Source organism: Butyrivibrio sp. INlla16 (genome assembly GCF_900104155.1).
In the GTDB taxonomy this organism is placed as follows: Bacteria; Bacillota; Clostridia; order Lachnospirales; family Lachnospiraceae; genus Butyrivibrio.
Map to the genome: position 1 here is coordinate 1 of NZ_FMYB01000036.1, position 15,959 is coordinate 15,959.

A 15,959-nucleotide genomic window follows, 5' to 3' on the forward strand; every position below is an offset into this window, starting at 1 on the left:
CTGCATATCAAGAGTAACCCTCTTACCAAGTATTGGTAAGTCTTGAGCCTTCCTATGATGCGAGCCGTGATGTTTTATTAAAGGCGCCCCACACTTATGGCAGGTGCAGTTGTTACTTACAGAATGCATTCTGATAATGATTTCATCATCAGTTTCCTCAACATCAAGTATCTTTAAATCAGCAGGGTAAAAACTCTGTAAGTCCAGAGAAGAAGTAGTAGACATATCCCTCTATCCTTTCGGAATCAATATATGTCTATTATACACCGCCTTGGAATGCTATACTATAGCCAAGTACTAATCGATGAGGAAGAACCGATTTTGTTTTGCAAACAGCACGAAGAATTGTGGCAGGATATTTTTAGTGGAAACTGTTGACAAGAAAAATGTTTGGTGTTTGAATAATATTTAGCGTTTGACAAAAACTATCGGAGGTATGAAAGGAATGCGGAATAGGTAATATTGATTCATAAATTTGCAATATGCAGATTGAAAAGGTCATCAGAGAATGGCTTTTTTAAGCACGGATCATATTATCTTGAACACATTTTTCATAGAGCCGATTGGTCATAGATTATCAGTACCGGGGCCCTTGATTTATCAGGGGTGTTTTTAGTTCTGATATATTAAGTGAAAATAGCATGCAGCTCATACTATAGCTGCATGCGATGTTAAGGGATAATGGATCCGTCTGCATAATGCAGGCGGTTTTTTTGTGTCGCGGAAGTTGCAATTTATGACAGGAGGACGTATGGAAACGAAAACAAAGAATCCCTTATGGACGAGGGATTTTACGATAATAACAGTTGGTAGTGTGATTTCAATGTTTGGAAATAGTATGGCAGGATTTGCCATGAGTCTTATGGTGCTCGGCTTTTTTGTGGGAATCGGAGGAGTAACCAGTTACACAATCAGAATCTCTTCAACTCAGAGCTATGTTCCGGATGAGACAAAGGGCAGATTTAACGGGGCTTTTCAGGTTCTTAGTACATCAGGTGCACTTCTTGCGCAGCTGATGGCCGGTGTTCTTACAGTCTATATGGATCAGAGGGCTGTGCTTCTTTTGTTTGAGCTTCTAAGTGTGTTTGCGGCCATAGCTTTTGTGGGAACTAACAGAAAATATGTAAAGCCAATCTATAACAGAAACATGTAATTAGAAGGAGGTACTATGCCCAGACGATTACTTATAAAAGCAGAAAATATAGTTCATTCCTATGGAGAACAGACTGTTCTTGATTTTGACAGATTTTATTTATACGAAGGTGAAAGAGTAGGTCTTGTTGGGGTAAACGGAGCCGGGAAAAGCACTCTTTTGAAAATTCTTTCAGGAGAAATAGAACCAACTAAAGGGACAGTTTACAGAGACTGCGAGCCATTTTATTTTGAGCAGTTTGGAATGACGGAAGTTTATGATACAGACTATGAAGAAGCAGGGAAAATGGGAGTCAGCGATCAGCTCTGGCAAGAAAACGTCAGTGGCGGTGAGAATACAAGAATCAGGCTGGCACAGCTTTTTTCAAGCCCTCAGGCGGTAGCTTTCCTTGATGAGCCAACCTCAAACCTTGATTTTGATGGAGTGGAGCTATTAAAGAAAAGGCTTAGGGAAATTGAAACAATGGTCATCATCAGCCATGACAGAACAGTACTCAATGAGCTATGCGACAGGATTGTAGAGATATCCTTCAGTGAGCTTCAAAGCTATAATGGCAATTATGATGATTATGTTGTTCAGAAGGAAGAGCAGTATAAAACACAGCTCTCGGAATATGAAAACTATCAGTCAGAAAAGAAGAGATTGCAGAATGTCTACACTCAGAAGAAAGCTAAGGCAAAGAAGGTTGAGAAAAAGCCAAGGAACATCACTGCAAGTGAAGCTAAGGCGCGGGCCCTCTGCGGAAACAGGAAACCGGAGGATAAGGCGAGAGGAATTGAGAAAAGTGCATCCAATGTACTAAAGAGGATAGAGCACATGGAGGTAAAGGAGAAGCCAAAGGAGGAACCGACTGCAAGACCGGACTTCAGGCTGACAAATCCTCCAAGGAATCCAATCGTCATACGAGGCGAGCATATTAACTTTTCATACGATGACAATGTGATATTTGATGATGCGGACTTCATGATAAAAAACGGAAGCAAGGTGGCGCTTCTTGGAAGTAACGGTGCCGGTAAGACAACACTGCTGGAACTCATAGCTAATAGAGATATGGTCTACGTAGTTCCGGGAGCCAAGATCGGATATGCCAAGCAGAATATGTCGCAGATAGATTATGACCGGACAGTTCTCGAAAACATAAGAAGGGTAAGTATACAGACAGAAAGCTTATCTCGTATAATATTATCCAGGTTACTGCTTACTGAAAAAGACATGAATAAGAAGGCATCACAGTTATCCGGAGGAGAGAGGATGAAGCTTTCCTTCGCGATGCTTTTTGTATCGGATGTCAACTTGCTCATTCTTGACGAGCCTACAAATTATCTGGACATTCCGTCGGTTGAGGCGCTTGAAAAACTGCTGATAGAGTATGAAGGTACTCTGATTTTTACATCGCACGACAAGATGTTTGTGGACAGGATAGCGACAGAGAGACTTTACGTTGAGAATGGGAAGATAGTAAGTGATATGCAGAAGAAATAGTGAGAAAAAAGGAGGAACATCATGGCAGTTAAATTCATGCGTACAGGACAACAGGGAATTCTCGTATGGGATGAGGAGACAGGCTACAGGTTCGGTATAGATTTATTTTTATCTGATCTGGATGACAGACAGGTAAAGAACCCGTTCGATATCGAAGAATTGAAGGATGTTTCCCTCTTTTTCGGAACCCATGACCATATAGATCATATTGACAGAGATGCCTGGATAAAAATTGCGGGGTTAAACTCCAAGGCAAAATTTGTAGCACCTAAGTACTTTGAAAAGACTTTGCCTTCTGGGCTTGGAATAGAAAAAGAACGGTTTATTTTTGTGGATGAAGAATACTCTGCGGATGTAGATGACCTGCACATAGAGGCAATTCCCGCAGCGCATGAATTTCTTGATACTTCGCCGGAGGGGCTTCACCCGTATCTGATGTATATAGTTACTTTCAGTGGAAAGAAAATCTGCCACATGGGAGACACCTGCCTCTATGAAGGGGTATATGACAAGCTAAGGAAAAGCGGCCCCTTTGATGTCATGTTCCCTCCGATAAATGGGCGGGATGCAGTGAGACTTAGAGATAACTGCATCGGAAATATGACATATCAGGAGGCAGCAGATCTGGTGGGGACTTTAAAGCCGGCACTTGCCGTTCCGGGACATTACGATATGTTTAAGTTCAATGGTGCTGATCCAAACGAGTTTAAGGACTATGTGGAAATAAAATATCCGGGGCAGAAGGTAATGATTCTGCAGCCGGGTGAGGAATTCGAGTTATAAAAGATAAGCGTACTTTTTAAAGCATTAATTGACAGTAGTAAGGCAAATAGTGAGAAGAGTTTTTTGCAAAACTAGGATAAGTTAATAATGTAAATACAGATGAGTTTCTTTTCACGGGAGGACCTATGCTTAGACCTGACAAAATAACAAAGGCCGGACGCTTTAACAGTTTTGATAATAACGAAATATTACTTGGAAAAAAGAAAAACCACCTTCCTGCAATGGGGTGGAACAGCTGGAATGCCTTCGGAAGCGGTAATACCGAAGCACTGACCAAGGCAATGGCAGATAAAATGGTTGAGCTGGGCCTTGATAAGAAAGGCTATCAGTATGTAGTTTTGGACGATGGCTGTTATAACCCCGAGAGGATTGGTGGGAAGCTTGCTGCGGAACCGGTGAAGTTCCCGGGTGGTTTTAAATCTGTTTCCGATTATGTCCATGCTAAAGGTCTTAAGTTTGGCATGTACAATGATATAGGTGTAAAGACCTGTTCCGGAGCGAGGGTTGGTATCTGTGGATACGAGGATGTGGATGCAAAAAGCTATGTTGAATGGGGCGTTGATTTTATGAAAGTTGATAACTGCTATTATCCCTTCGATAACGCTACTTTTTCAAATTCAGAGAATGCTGCATACACCTTTACGCCTGATATCAGAGCGATAAAAATATGCGGAAAGAAAAGCGAGATTCTTAGCGCCGTATCCGATGGCAGAATAACCGGTGATCGTGCTCATGCAGAAAAGGATTATGTGACGGGACTCGGAACCTTCGATGGAACGGGACCTGATGCTTCTCCTGTGGGAGTTAGAAGCAGTGAACTCATTTTTGATTATGAGCCCTCTGCTGATAATAAGACAGATAATAATGAATATCAGATCTTAGTGGAATACAGATCCTCAAAAGAGGAGGGTCGTGGTGACTGGCTTCAGCTTGCAGTAGGTGATGAGTATTATTATGACGATTTTCTTACCAAGGGACTTGATGCGGAGCTTTCTGATAAGAATTTGAATGATCCCGATAACAGAAATAATCCCGTGGATAACAATATGCCGGATCTGGATGAGGCAGAAAATAAAGAGGCAGCAGATAAGGAATTTATCTGGAGTGAGCCTGTCACAGTCAAGCTTGGTGACGGCATTAGTCATATCAGGATTATGAATCACAGAAGACAGGAAAACACTCTTAATTCTTATTCCAGAATCCTGAAAGCACTTAATGAAGCTGCTCCCGGACACGATATCATCTATTCTGCCTGCGAATGGGGTAAGAGCCATCCGCAGAACTGGGCTTATAAAGTATGTGACAGTTGGAGAATCCTGAATGATATAACATTCCGGGTAGGAAGTGACGGTGATCCCGGGCACGGCGACTGGAAGGATGATTATACTCCAAGTGTGACGACGCAGTATAACAAGGCGGTCATAATGGATGAGTTCGCAGGTCTTGATAAAGGCTGGAACGATCCTGATATGCTGATGATAGGCATGGACGGACTAAGTGAGATTCAGTGCCGAACACATATGACACTGTGGTGCATGATGAATTCGCCTCTTATGCTGGGACTTGATCTTAGAAGAGTACAAAAAGGTGACTGGATCTACAACATAATCGCCAATGATGATGTGATTTCAATTAACCAGGACTCTCTCGGAGTTCAGGCAAAGAGGGTATTTTCAACTCTGGCAAAGGAGTGTCCTGACAAGGAATATATACGCGATATAAACCGCGTGGACATTCTTGTTAAACCGCTTAGCGGGGACAGATTTGCAATAACCTTTGTAAATGTCAGCGAGGAAGATAAGAAGGACTCTTACAGTATTACCCTGGGGGAAATTCAAAAGTTCCTGGGAGATAGGATAAAATCAGCAGACACATATCTTGTAAAAGATATGTGGACAGGAGAAGAAACCGAGAATAATAGCGGCATATTTGAAGTTAACGGACTTAAAGCCTGTGATCAGGTTACTATAGTTGTGACTCCTGAAAACTGATTATTACAGAAAAAATGACGACTGCAGCATTCATAGATTATTTAACAGAAGAATACCGTGGCGATACAGCCGCTTTTTGGAAACATATGATGGCGGATAATTCAGAAGAGATGCTGATGCAACCTGTCACAAAGAAAAAAGCGGCACTGATATTGCACGCCATGATGAGGGATTCACTTGACATAAAGGACGTTGACTGGGATAAGGCCAGGAAACTAAAAGATATCTATGATTGCCGCATCTGTGCGAATGCTGTCGCACAGGTAATTGAAAGAGGTCTTATAGAACCGGAGAAGCCGGACTTATTCGGAATGCAGATTCCCATGGAGGATGAAGAATTACTGAGCGCTGTGAAAAAGCTTATCATATAAATATAATGCTATCTTTAGAAAATTATTAGATTTATCTGTTACAGTAATAATATACGTATTGTGGCATGCTATGTGATTTCAATAATGAGGATGGAGCATGAGAGCACAAAGTATAAATCATTACGGTTACGATAAAGAAACTGAAGAGGAATGCACAGAGCTTATAAACGGAACCAACAGAAAACATGTGATGATTCTGAATATATGGTTCTTTATAGTGAATGTGCTGTGTATTATATTCTCGGCGTTTGATATTTTCAGCGTAAACCAGAGCGAGATGAGACTGTATATTGCTTATGCAGTTGTTTCTGCTGTGTTTTTTGTGGTGTGCAAGACCTATGGAGCGAAACCAACTACCGGAAGAGTGACGGTTCTGGTAGTCGTAAATATGCTTATATGGATGGCCTATTCCATTCAAATATCAATTGATCAGCCATACATGGCAGCTACACTTTTCATGGTCATGCTGGTTGTATTGTCTTTTTCTTTTATTTCCACTATGCTGAGGACATTGGCAGGCATAGCATTGTGCTGCGGATGTTTTCTCTATTGTTCATTTAAAATCAAAGCAATTTCCATCGCAGAGCAGGATTTATATAATGTAATTATTTTTGTATCACTTTCAATCGTACTGCACTTCGCCTTTCAGAGGACCAGACTGCAGCAGTTTGTCACGATGCAGAAAAATATACAAATTCAGCGCGAGCTTGAGATCAAATCAAGCTTTGATGCGCTTACTTCTCTACTAAACAGAGGGCGCTTCTTTTCTCTTGCTGGAAATATCCTTTCAAATCCCCATGATGAATATATTGCAATATGTCTTCTCGACCTCGATGAGTTCAAACAGATAAATGATAAACTGGGGCACCAGATGGGCGATAAGGCTATCCAGATAGCAGGACAGACAATTATCGAGGGCCTCGGAGTGGATATGACAAAGAAGTGGGCTTTCCAGGAAATGGTCTTGAAGGAAGGAATCAGTTTTCCCGGAAGGCTTGGCGGTGATGAATTTATAGTGTTTATAAGAGGGAAAAAGAACAGAGAGGAAGTTACTGAGCTTCTTCAAAATATGCTCAGATCACTTAACAGCGTGGAAGTAGGAGATCTTCACGGAATACATGCATCTCTTGGGGTGACCGAGATAACAGAAAATGACAGAGACATAGATGTTGCTTATAAGCGTGCTGATGAGGCCCTGTATGAGTCCAAACGTGCAGGGAAAAATCAGATACGTTTTATGGAAGCAGAAGAATAAAGGCGGGGGGCAGACTATGAATTCAAATGAAATTAACCTGCTGATATTTTTCATAATAATCCTGCTAATGCTAACAGCAATTACTCTACATGAAAACTATACCAGAAAAAAACGCACGGCAGCAATTCTTGAGATACTGATTGGAATTATTGAAGCGGGAAATCCTAATCTCGACGGACATTCTCTCCATGTGCATAATTTGACGATGGTATTATATGAATTTATGCCCTTCAGATACAGATTACAGGTCAGCCAGATTGACCTTCACTATGCATCTCTACTTTTGGACATAGGGAAAAACGGCATACCTGATTCGATAATGGAACACGCGGGGAAGCTTGGACAAAATGAGTGGGAGATAGTAAAAAAGCATCCGGATATCGGAGTAAATATGCTAAAGGATGTGCCCGGGATGGGGAAAACCCTTTCCTATATTCTGTATCACCATGAAAGAATGGACGGTAAGGGCTACCACCAGCTTACAGGGGAACAGATTCCCCTCGGAGCCAGAATGATTGCGGTGGCAGATGCTTATTCCGCCATGACAATGAATCGCTTGTACAAAGCGTCTTTGCCCTACGCTGAAGCTACATCCGAACTTCGTTTATCAGCCGGTACACAGCTTGATGAGAATCTTGTAAATATTTTTTGCAATATACCGATGAGTAAAATCGATTCCTGTATGGAGGATGTCAATCTTAAAATGGAGAGATATCCCAACGCCAGAAAGGGGAGTATTGGAGTATGAAGTGGAAAAGAGTGCTTTCCGCCATACTGACAGTAATGGTGCTAATATGTGCGATGTCCTGCGGGAAAAAGCAGGATAAGCAAAACGCATCGGGAGTGGATCCGGAGACGGCGCCTCATATAACATTGGCGCTAAGAGCCGGTATTTACTCCGATGTGATAAAATCCTGCCTTGTTCAGTTTGAAGAAGAGAACCAGGTTATTTGTGATGTGCTGGAACTTGGAGAAGAAGAACTTCACAATGGGATTATTGAAAATGCTTCTAAAGCTGAAGGCGCATATGATCTGTGTATGATAGACGGCTCCTGGAAAGCTGAGCTTGCTGCAAATACTGCACTTTTAAACCTTTCAAAAGAAGGCTATGAGCTTGACGATGACATAATAAAAGCAACTACAGCCATTTGCTATGATGAAAATGATGTTTATGTTGCGCCTTATTACGGTAATGTAACAGTACTTCTTTTCAATAAAAATCTTGTGGAGAAGGCGGGCTATACTGTGGACCGGCTTTCGTCTCTAGAAGAGATATATGAGGTGTGTAAGGCATCACAGGATAGAGGAAATCTGGGCTTTATGTACAGGGGCGATTCACCGAATAATTATGTGGTGGATTTTCTTCCGATTCTCAGATCCTACGGCGGCTGGGTTGTTGATGAAAATAACAATCCCACTGTGGATACTGCTGAATTCAGGGAAGCACTCGCTTTTTACAAGAAGCTTATTGCTACAGGAAAATCGGAAAGCAGAGATGATCTTATAATGGCGATCGACAACGGAGCAGCTACTATGGCGGTAGGCTGGCCGGGGTGGTATACGCCTACAAAGAGATCAGCATCTGACTACATTGCACTTACGGGAAAAGCGTTCAGTGACTCTGAAGGGTATAATGCAAATGTATATGGTATATGGACCATAGGTGTTCCTGTAAATAGCCAAAATAAGGAATTGGCAGTGAAGCTTGTTAAGTATCTGATGGATCCCGAAGTTCAAAAAAGAACAATAGAATACGGAGGCGTTCCCTGCAGATATTCAAGCCTGACTGATGAGAAGGTTCTGGCAGATAATCCTCCGCTAAAAGCGGTCTGTGCTGCTCTTGAAAACGGCGTTTACAGACCGGATATGGAAGAGTGGACCGATTTTTATACAATACTCGGAAATAAGATGGAGCTTATCATAAACGGGGAGAAAGATATAGACGAAGGGCTTTCTGAGGCACAGGCAGAGCTTGAGGAGATGCTCCGTAAATAATCTATATCCTTGCAACTATGCCGAGCTTTGCGTGCATGAGCTTTTTGTTTTCATACATTCGCTTATCGGCAAGCAGATAAACACTGTGAGAGTTTTTCTGCTCCACTTCAGTGCTGAAGGCATAACCGGAAGCTACGCTTCTTCTGTAGCCGGGATACAGAACATTTTTCACCTCAAGCGCGTCTTTAAACCTTGTTAAAAGAGTATCCACTTCATCAAAATGTTCCTTTTTGAGAATTGCCACAAACTCATCGCCACCTATCCTGGCGATGAAAGCTTTGTCATCAAAACACTGTTTAAGAACCTGAGAGAATTCCAATAAATATTTATCTCCTGCGGCATGTCCGTCGCTATCGTTAATTTCCTTAAGGCCGTTAAGATCAAGGCTTACTATGCAGTAGTCGTCATCGCTTTTGTCCAAATCTTCCAGATACTTATCATAGCGTGATCTGTTTGGAAGATCTGTCAGTCCGTCTGCATAAGCAAGGTGTGTCAGAGACGCATACTCTTTTCTCATGGCGAAGGATTCCGACAAGTAAATGAAATAGTTAATGAGGTTTGCGAAAACGAATATCAGTCCTGCCATCGGAATCATGCGTATTGTCAGGAATGATGAGGGAACAATATTCCTTATTTCCAGAGAAAAAGCGGCATAGTTGATTATGTATGACAGAGCAAAAACAGAAAGACCGAGTAACTGTATTACCTCGGCAGGCGCAAGCTTTTTTTGCTTAAAATCTTTAAAGAAGATGATAAGCATGAAGAAGGAACATAATATGGATATGCACTGATAATACGGCAACGTGCGATTCATATGGATGACACCTGTGAAATGAAGCACGATAAGACCTATACAAATGAAGGAACTGGTGCAGGACACCACCATAAATATCCAATCTCTGTAATGTTGTTGAATACAACTAACGATCAGGTAAGTAAGCGGAACCATAAGATAAAGAGAGACATACTCGATTTCGGTCGCTTTGCTTTTGGTGTCGATGAAAAAGTCGATCAGCCTGAAGTAACCCAAGAGCCATAATCCCAGATCAATAAACAGGACTGATGCAAAGAGCTGGGAAAGAATATTGGGCAGAGTTTTGTAAAAACTTAAGGTGATAATCAGAAAAGCAGCACCAAAAATAATCAGGAAAATTCCCGAAGCAAGAGGGAACATATTATGGAATATGTAGAAGCGCATAACATCGTGATAATCTCCATATACAGGCGCCACGAAGTAGTTGTAGAAACTATCTTCTTCCACATAGAGAACAAGCCTCAATTCCATAGGATGATCTTTTTCGGGAACAGGAACAACGTGGTAACTGCAGCCAATGTAATCCCCGTTTTTCAGCAAATCTTTATATTCGGAATGGACGAGTTCATTATCAATAAACAGGTCAAATGCAGAATATCTTGAGAGGAACATCAACGTAGGAAAATCGAAGGAACTGCTCTCGGGAATGGTCCTTGAGAGAACAATGGTATCTACCTTTTTTGATGCATAGTTAAGAGCCTTCGGGATATCGTAAAGAGTGATATTCTCGAAGCTTTCTTCGTTAAATTCAACAGACCATTCTTTATCAAATGTGTATATCTTTCCTGCATTAGCCGGATAGAATAAAAAGTGGCATATAGTTACAAGAAGCAGGAAGGTAAGAAGTGCAATTATAAGGAATTTGATTCGTTTAATCATCTGCAGGTACACCTCCTTCCTTCGAGGGTGTATTGCCCATAATGTCATTTACAAATCTGCCGATTTTGGAAGTGTGATGCTTGTCTTTTTCTTCATACATGCGATTATCGGCAAGCACAAAAACGTCACCTGCATCGCTTCCCTGGACTTCACGGCTGTAGGCAAAGCCGCAGGATGCAGACAGATTAAGGTTTGTTTCATGACTGTTAAAAGCTTCCAGTCTTTCGCGCAGGTCATTGATCATTTTTTCGCAGATGCCTTCCTGAGGATTCTCTATTGCCACAAGGAATTCATCACCGCCGGTTCTTCCTATCAGAGCTGCACCGGAAAAAGCCTGCTTCATGATGTCTGCGAAGGTCTTTAACATTCGGTCACCCTCCTGATGCCCCAGTGTGTCATTGACCGGTTTCAAATTATCCATATCGATCGAAATAATGGCGAAATTTCCCTGTACCGAGGCCATGTACTGCATGCATTTTGCACGGTTCATGAGTCCTGTGAGAGAGTCTGTATAGGCCAGACCTTCAAGGTGTTCCTTCATGTAGACGGAGTTTATATGCTCAATTCCATGATAGAAATAGAATACAAACAGACAAAGAACAAAGCACAGTGCACCGATTGTCATGAAGTTTATATCAGCGTAAGCTTCACCGCCGGCCAAAAGGAATTTGAGCACATTGTATTTTATGATATCAATTACCGAGCATACTATGAAAAGGGCAAGACCGAGTATAAGGATGCTGTCTGAAGTCATACCGACGTATTCCGGACTGTTCCTTCGTTCCTGATAATGCCTTATAACATCGGATATGATTTGAGGGAGCTCTACTACAGTTTCTACTATGGCCAGGACATGAAGTGTGGGCACAAAAATATTAATATGGATAATTCCGCTTATATGTAAGATGGTGGTAACTATCGGGAAAAGCGCATTTATAGCTATCAGAACCTTATTTAGATTGGTGTTAAGGCTTGGATGCGATGAAATAAGAAAGGAAATAATAGCAAAAGGAATAGAGTACAGAGAAAAGTACTCTAGGAAATTGAAGAAGGCTTCATAATCCGAAAGGAAGCAAAACAGGTCGTTGAAAGCAAGATTGTAGGCGCCAAGGAAAAAAGCTATCAATGATGTGAAGATCAGTGACAGGTCATGTCCGTGGTACATAAATAAATATGATGACAGAGTCAGCAAAAGAAATGCAAAGATGATTTGGAAGCCCCCAATGAACAGAGGGAGGCGCTTTTTCTGTAATAAGAAACGCTCAAGTTCAAAACGATTTCCGTAGTATACAGGTGAAAGACCGGAGAAAGCATCATCTTCCGTGACATCAAGTTTGATTGTCAGAGTTTTTCCGGCATATTGGCTGGCATTTTTGATCGGAACAAAATTGTAGTGTTTGGGAAGGAGCCGACCGGAATCAAAATATTCGTTTCCATAGGTATAGATTACTTCATTATCTATGTATACAGTAACTACGGAAAGGATTGTCCTGAACATGATACAGGCTGATGGCACCGACTCCGAAGGCATTTTTGTACTTAGGATTACAACATCGCCCTTTTGGGAATCTCCTATATTCAGATCTTCAAGAGATGCATCATCTGCATGAAAATTTCCATGCCTTACAGACCATCCGTCTTCCAGGGTGGTCATATGATAGGTGTTTGGCGTGGTCATAAATGAGCTGCCAAAAAGAATTAAAATTACCGGTATTACTACCAGCAAAATGGGCAGCAGCCACACGTTTATATGTAAATAATCGCGAAGTCGCATAGCTCTCTCCTGATAATAAGTATATCAATAAAAAAAACAGTCTTTTATAAAAAAACAGTTATATTTCTGAATTTTGTATTACCAGAAGAAGTAAAAAGACCTCATCCGAGTGATGGATGAGGTCCGAGGATTTTTAAAAGCTTCCGCTGCTTCCGCCGTGGCTTGTTCCCGAAGAACCTGTATGGGTTGAAGAACCGCCGGTATCCTTTGGCTTAGCATGCTTTGACAGAGTTTTTCTTATAAATCTGTCGTGGTGTCCGGTTAGGGACAGACCATTTTGTGAATAATTCGAAGCTCCGGTTTCTCTGTGAACCGTGTGGAGCTGCGCAATAAATATGAAAAGCGGAATCAGTGCAAGTAAAAGACCTGCAAGAATACAGATTCCGAGTTTCCCTGCTGTGAAGGTGTGGGAGTCAATATCATCCTGAAGCTTTCTGCTGCAAGCAGAGATAAATTTATCGAAGGAGGAATAATAATTTCCTGCCGATAAATCGCTCTTGCAGGCATCAATCAGGTCTTCCTGATCTGAATCCGAGTACACCTGTATTGCAGAGCCGGTTGTTGTAATATGCCATTGTCTGGAGGTTATATCAATCAGAAAGAGAATTCCGTCGTGTTTTTCTCCAATGCCATATCCGTTATAGTCGTAGAAATCGTCGGCATAGGCCTCAACATCGCGGCTTCCGAGACTGTCTACGGTAACAATGACAATGGCGGAATTATACTCGTTTTCCACCTGATAGATATGAGTTGCCAGAGCGTTCTCTTCGTCATCCGTCAGCAGATCGGCGGCATCGATTACAGGGAAAAGTGATCCGTCTACCGTATAAACGGGATCCACAAGACCCTCGGTGCCGGCCTTTACATTAAACGACAGGATGACTGGCAATGCCAGAATGAAGCATAGCAGCATGGCCGTAATGATATTCAGTTGTTTTTTATGATTCATATTCCTATCCCTTAATGTATTATTAGCTGATAATGATGAGACAGATGATTATGGAAATAAGTGTAAATCCAAGCGCTGAAAGGATATAGAGTACGGCAGCTCGTCCCTTACTTACAGGAAGGTTGCCGACAAATTTACCGCTCTGACCGTTCATTGCGAACAGATAGTTGTTTCCGTTCCAGGAAGTGTTTAACAGCCATACCGGATAGAGCGCATATTTGTGTGAAAGACTGCGCACCTGTTTGTTTCTGGTAATGGGTGTTACTGATGAATAGCCGGTTACGGTATTTCTGATATCGTTTTCAACCGTGTTCTCCATACGATTCACGATGTGCGTCTTGGTTTCCTCTACATCAACGTCGTATCTGTTTGCAAGAAATCCTGCAAGATATCCGCTGTTGAAGGGAACCGCCTCGGAAAAGTTGAAGGGTTCGATGGATTCCATAAGATCATCGGGCATCTCTTTTGAAGCGTCATGGGGTACATGACTGAATTCTTCGTGACCGGATCTGTCAACCTCGTAAAAACTGGTTTCTGTGTAATTGTAGTCGCTGTCACTCCAGGTTCTGACCTTTGTTGCTTCGAATCTGTAGTCAGCATCTATCTTTGCATCATAAAGCCAGTACGGAATATAAATTCCGCGAATTTTGTCTATATGATTCTGCGCAAAGAAAACCCTGGGTAAAAGCAATTTTCCTTTAACATAGCCGGCATAGCTGTCCATGGCGTCCTGCTTACTTTTCTTAAACGGAATGACATAGTCGGGGCGAAGGTCACCGGCGAACTTTTCTTTTACAACAACATTGTTGCTGCAAAAAGGGCAGGTGAGGGATCCTTCAGTCTCAGAGGCGACTATCTCACCTCCGCAGGACTGACAAGAATACACCACCATACCATCGGTTTCGCCGGGTTTCCATTCTGTGCCTTCCGAAAGCCATTCATTGCTGTCTGCTTTTGCATCCTTGTCCTGTTCCTCCTGTCTGGGGGCTTTGTAATCACTAACCTTTATTTTTGTGTCGCAATAAGGACAAAGCAGCATCTGACTGCCGGCATCAAAATTCATTACCCCTCCGCACGAGGGGCATTCATATTCGGTTAATCCCATAGATAATTTCCTAAACTATTATTTCTGCCGATAATTATGGTCTGGGCTGACCACAGTTTGAACAGAATTTTCCGCTGTTAACAGTTCCGCATGAGCATGTCCAGTCTGCGCTGGGCTTGGGCTGACCGCAATTTGAGCAGAAATTGCCGTTGTTAACGGTTCCGCATGCACATGTCCAACCACCTTGGCTCTGAGGCTGCATCTGAGGAGCTGCCTGTGCAGGCTGTGCCTGCTGACCCATAGCGAAGAGTCCGGCTGCGTTTGCGCCGCCTGCCTGCTGTGCCATGTTCATTCCTGCAAATGCCATCATAGGACCTGTTGATGTGTTCTTAGCGGCATCCTGCATAGCCTGTGCCTGTGCGCCTACAAGAGTAGCGGCTGCCATGTTGGGATTTGAAAGAACAGCATTCTTCTGAAGCTCTTTGATCATCTTTTCATCTTCTTCAGAAGCGTTTACGGAGTTGATACCGAATGTGGAAATTCTGATTCCGTAAGTGTCGCCCCATTTAGCTGAAAGAACTTCGTTCAGTGCGTCAGCGATCTCTGTGGTGTGTCCGGGAAGAGCACTGTAACGAACGCCTGTCTCTGAAATCTTTGCAAATGCGGGCTGAAGAGCTGTAAGAAGCTCACTCTTAAGCTGAGATTCGATATTCTCTCTCTTGTACTCTCCTGTGAAGTTTCCGCAGAGATTGGTATAGAAGAGAATGGGATCTACGATCTTGTAACTGTATTCACCGTGGCAACGGATGGAGATATCAACGTCGAGGCCGATGTTTTTATCTACAACACGGAAAGGAACCGGATTAGCGGTACCGTACTTGTTGCCGATGATATCCTTGGTGTTGATATAGTAAATGCGCTGGTCGTTAGCGGCATCTCCGCCGAAACTGATACGCTTACCGATCTTTTTAAAGGTTTCCTTGATGTTGGAAGAGAGGCTTCCGTAGAAGAGAGAAGGCTCTGTGCTTACATCATATACGAACTCACCGGGCTCAGCGCAGATTTCAGTTACTTTTCCCTGATCAACGAGAATCATGCACTGCCCGTCAGCAACTGCTATTATTGAACCGTTGGAAATGATGTTATCATTACCCTTGGTGTTGGAGCTTCCTCTGCCGGTACGCTTAACGCCCTTAACGGCAAGTGTGTCAGTAGGAATAGCATCACAATAGAAATAGTCTCTCCAGGAATCAGCGAGAACACTTGAAGCAGCTCCGACTCCAGCTTGTAAAATACCCATACAAAAATTTCCTCCTTTTTAATAAGTTTTACCTTTTTATATTGTGGTCTTTTTGTCAGACCATTATTGAATACTGATAAAAATTATACCACAATTAAGATATAATTATAAAATAAGATGTACAAATTAAATGGGGTTAAGTTGCCAATTGCAGCGATGAAAGAACAT

At 42.3% G+C, this 15,959-nt stretch carries 14 protein-coding genes; 8 read left to right on the forward strand and 6 right to left on the reverse strand.

Translation table 11 applies throughout. The features are described from left to right. Window positions 1-225: transposase (locus tag BLR42_RS23335; protein ID WP_207648558.1), on the reverse strand; the 225-nt coding region annotated here is incomplete at its 3' end. A 526-nt stretch (window positions 226-751) separates the two neighbouring features. Between BLR42_RS23335 and BLR42_RS15210 the strand changes: the two genes are divergently transcribed. The 8 genes from BLR42_RS15210 to BLR42_RS15250 all read left to right on the forward strand — a co-directional run bounded on the left by BLR42_RS15210 (window position 752) and on the right by BLR42_RS15250 (window position 9,030). Further along, a complete protein-coding gene (locus BLR42_RS15210) occupies window positions 752-1,153 on the forward strand; it encodes an MFS transporter (protein ID WP_170832813.1) in 402 nt (133 codons plus the stop codon). Between the two features lie 15 nt (window positions 1,154-1,168). Further along, window positions 1,169-2,635, forward strand: a complete 1,467-nt coding sequence (gene abc-f / locus BLR42_RS15215) for a ribosomal protection-like ABC-F family protein (RefSeq protein ID WP_091870883.1) — start codon at window positions 1,169-1,171, stop codon at window positions 2,633-2,635. A 21-nt stretch (window positions 2,636-2,656) separates the two neighbouring features. After that, window positions 2,657-3,418 carry an MBL fold metallo-hydrolase gene (locus BLR42_RS15220; RefSeq protein ID WP_091870886.1) on the forward strand — a complete coding sequence of 254 codons (762 nt, stop codon included), beginning with the start codon at window positions 2,657-2,659 and terminating at the stop codon, window positions 3,416-3,418. A 125-nt stretch (window positions 3,419-3,543) separates the two neighbouring features. Continuing rightward, window positions 3,544-5,409, forward strand: a complete 1,866-nt coding sequence (locus tag BLR42_RS23610) for a glycoside hydrolase family 27 protein (protein WP_242879366.1) — start codon at window positions 3,544-3,546, stop codon at window positions 5,407-5,409. Between the two features lie 14 nt (window positions 5,410-5,423). Continuing rightward, window positions 5,424-5,780, forward strand: coding sequence for a hypothetical protein (locus tag BLR42_RS15235; RefSeq protein WP_139165184.1), 357 nt, complete (start codon window positions 5,424-5,426; stop codon window positions 5,778-5,780). 97 nt (window positions 5,781-5,877) lie between these two features. Further along, the gene (locus tag BLR42_RS15240) at window positions 5,878-7,035 is read left to right on the forward strand and encodes a GGDEF domain-containing protein (protein WP_091870891.1); all 1,158 of its coding nucleotides are present in this window, start codon (window positions 5,878-5,880) and stop codon (window positions 7,033-7,035) included. A gap of 16 nt (window positions 7,036-7,051) precedes the next feature. After that, window positions 7,052-7,783 (forward strand): HD-GYP domain-containing protein, encoded by a 732-nt coding sequence (locus BLR42_RS15245; protein ID WP_170832814.1) that lies wholly within the window; start codon window positions 7,052-7,054, stop codon window positions 7,781-7,783. Continuing rightward, a complete protein-coding gene (locus BLR42_RS15250) occupies window positions 7,780-9,030 on the forward strand; it encodes an extracellular solute-binding protein (RefSeq protein ID WP_091870896.1) in 1,251 nt (416 codons plus the stop codon). The genes BLR42_RS15245 and BLR42_RS15250 overlap by 4 nt, the downstream gene beginning before the upstream one ends. A gap of 1 nt (window position 9,031) precedes the next feature. Here BLR42_RS15250 and BLR42_RS15255 read toward each other — a convergent pair whose 3' ends face one another. From BLR42_RS15255 to BLR42_RS15275, 5 genes are all read right to left on the reverse strand, one after another. Then, a complete protein-coding gene (locus BLR42_RS15255; RefSeq protein ID WP_170832815.1) occupies window positions 9,032-10,723 on the reverse strand; it encodes a GGDEF domain-containing protein in 1,692 nt (563 codons plus the stop codon). Then, entirely contained in the window at window positions 10,716-12,497 is a 1,782-nt protein-coding gene (locus BLR42_RS15260) for a GGDEF domain-containing protein (protein WP_091870901.1), read from the reverse strand. The genes BLR42_RS15255 and BLR42_RS15260 overlap by 8 nt, the downstream gene beginning before the upstream one ends. Window positions 12,498-12,630: 133 nt before the next feature. After that, the gene (locus BLR42_RS15265) at window positions 12,631-13,446 is read right to left on the reverse strand and encodes a TPM domain-containing protein (protein WP_091870904.1); all 816 of its coding nucleotides are present in this window, start codon (window positions 13,444-13,446) and stop codon (window positions 12,631-12,633) included. Between the two features lie 22 nt (window positions 13,447-13,468). Then, window positions 13,469-14,551: a TFIIB-type zinc ribbon-containing protein gene (locus tag BLR42_RS15270; RefSeq protein ID WP_091870906.1), complete on the reverse strand. Its 1,083-nt coding sequence runs from the start codon at window positions 14,549-14,551 to the stop codon at window positions 13,469-13,471. A 34-nt stretch (window positions 14,552-14,585) separates the two neighbouring features. Next, on the reverse strand, window positions 14,586-15,791 hold the full coding sequence (locus tag BLR42_RS15275; protein ID WP_091870909.1) for an SPFH domain-containing protein: 1,206 nt from the start codon (window positions 15,789-15,791) through the stop codon (window positions 14,586-14,588). Window positions 15,792-15,959 lie beyond the last annotated feature (168 nt).

Excerpts from the sequence above, each read along its gene's own strand:
- BLR42_RS15270 (WP_091870906.1), bottom strand. The coding sequence starts at position 14,551 with ATGGGATTAACCGAATATGAATGCCCCTCGTGCGGAGGGGTAATGAAT.
- BLR42_RS15210 (WP_170832813.1), top strand. The coding sequence starts at position 752 with ATGGAAACGAAAACAAAGAATCCCTTATGGACGAGGGATTTTACGATA.
- BLR42_RS23610 (WP_242879366.1), top strand. The coding sequence starts at position 3,544 with ATGCTTAGACCTGACAAAATAACAAAGGCCGGACGCTTTAACAGTTTT.
- BLR42_RS15235 (WP_139165184.1), top strand. The coding sequence starts at position 5,424 with ATGACGACTGCAGCATTCATAGATTATTTAACAGAAGAATACCGTGGC.
- abc-f (WP_091870883.1), top strand. The coding sequence starts at position 1,169 with ATGCCCAGACGATTACTTATAAAAGCAGAAAATATAGTTCATTCCTAT.
- BLR42_RS15245 (WP_170832814.1), top strand. The coding sequence starts at position 7,052 with ATGAATTCAAATGAAATTAACCTGCTGATATTTTTCATAATAATCCTG.
- BLR42_RS15250 (WP_091870896.1), top strand. The coding sequence starts at position 7,780 with ATGAAGTGGAAAAGAGTGCTTTCCGCCATACTGACAGTAATGGTGCTA.
- BLR42_RS15265 (WP_091870904.1), bottom strand. The coding sequence starts at position 13,446 with ATGAATCATAAAAAACAACTGAATATCATTACGGCCATGCTGCTATGC.
- BLR42_RS15220 (WP_091870886.1), top strand. The coding sequence starts at position 2,657 with ATGGCAGTTAAATTCATGCGTACAGGACAACAGGGAATTCTCGTATGG.
- BLR42_RS15260 (WP_091870901.1), bottom strand. The coding sequence starts at position 12,497 with ATGCGACTTCGCGATTATTTACATATAAACGTGTGGCTGCTGCCCATT.
- BLR42_RS15275 (WP_091870909.1), bottom strand. The coding sequence starts at position 15,791 with ATGGGTATTTTACAAGCTGGAGTCGGAGCTGCTTCAAGTGTTCTCGCT.
- BLR42_RS15240 (WP_091870891.1), top strand. The coding sequence starts at position 5,878 with ATGAGAGCACAAAGTATAAATCATTACGGTTACGATAAAGAAACTGAA.
- BLR42_RS15255 (WP_170832815.1), bottom strand. The coding sequence starts at position 10,723 with ATGATTAAACGAATCAAATTCCTTATAATTGCACTTCTTACCTTCCTG.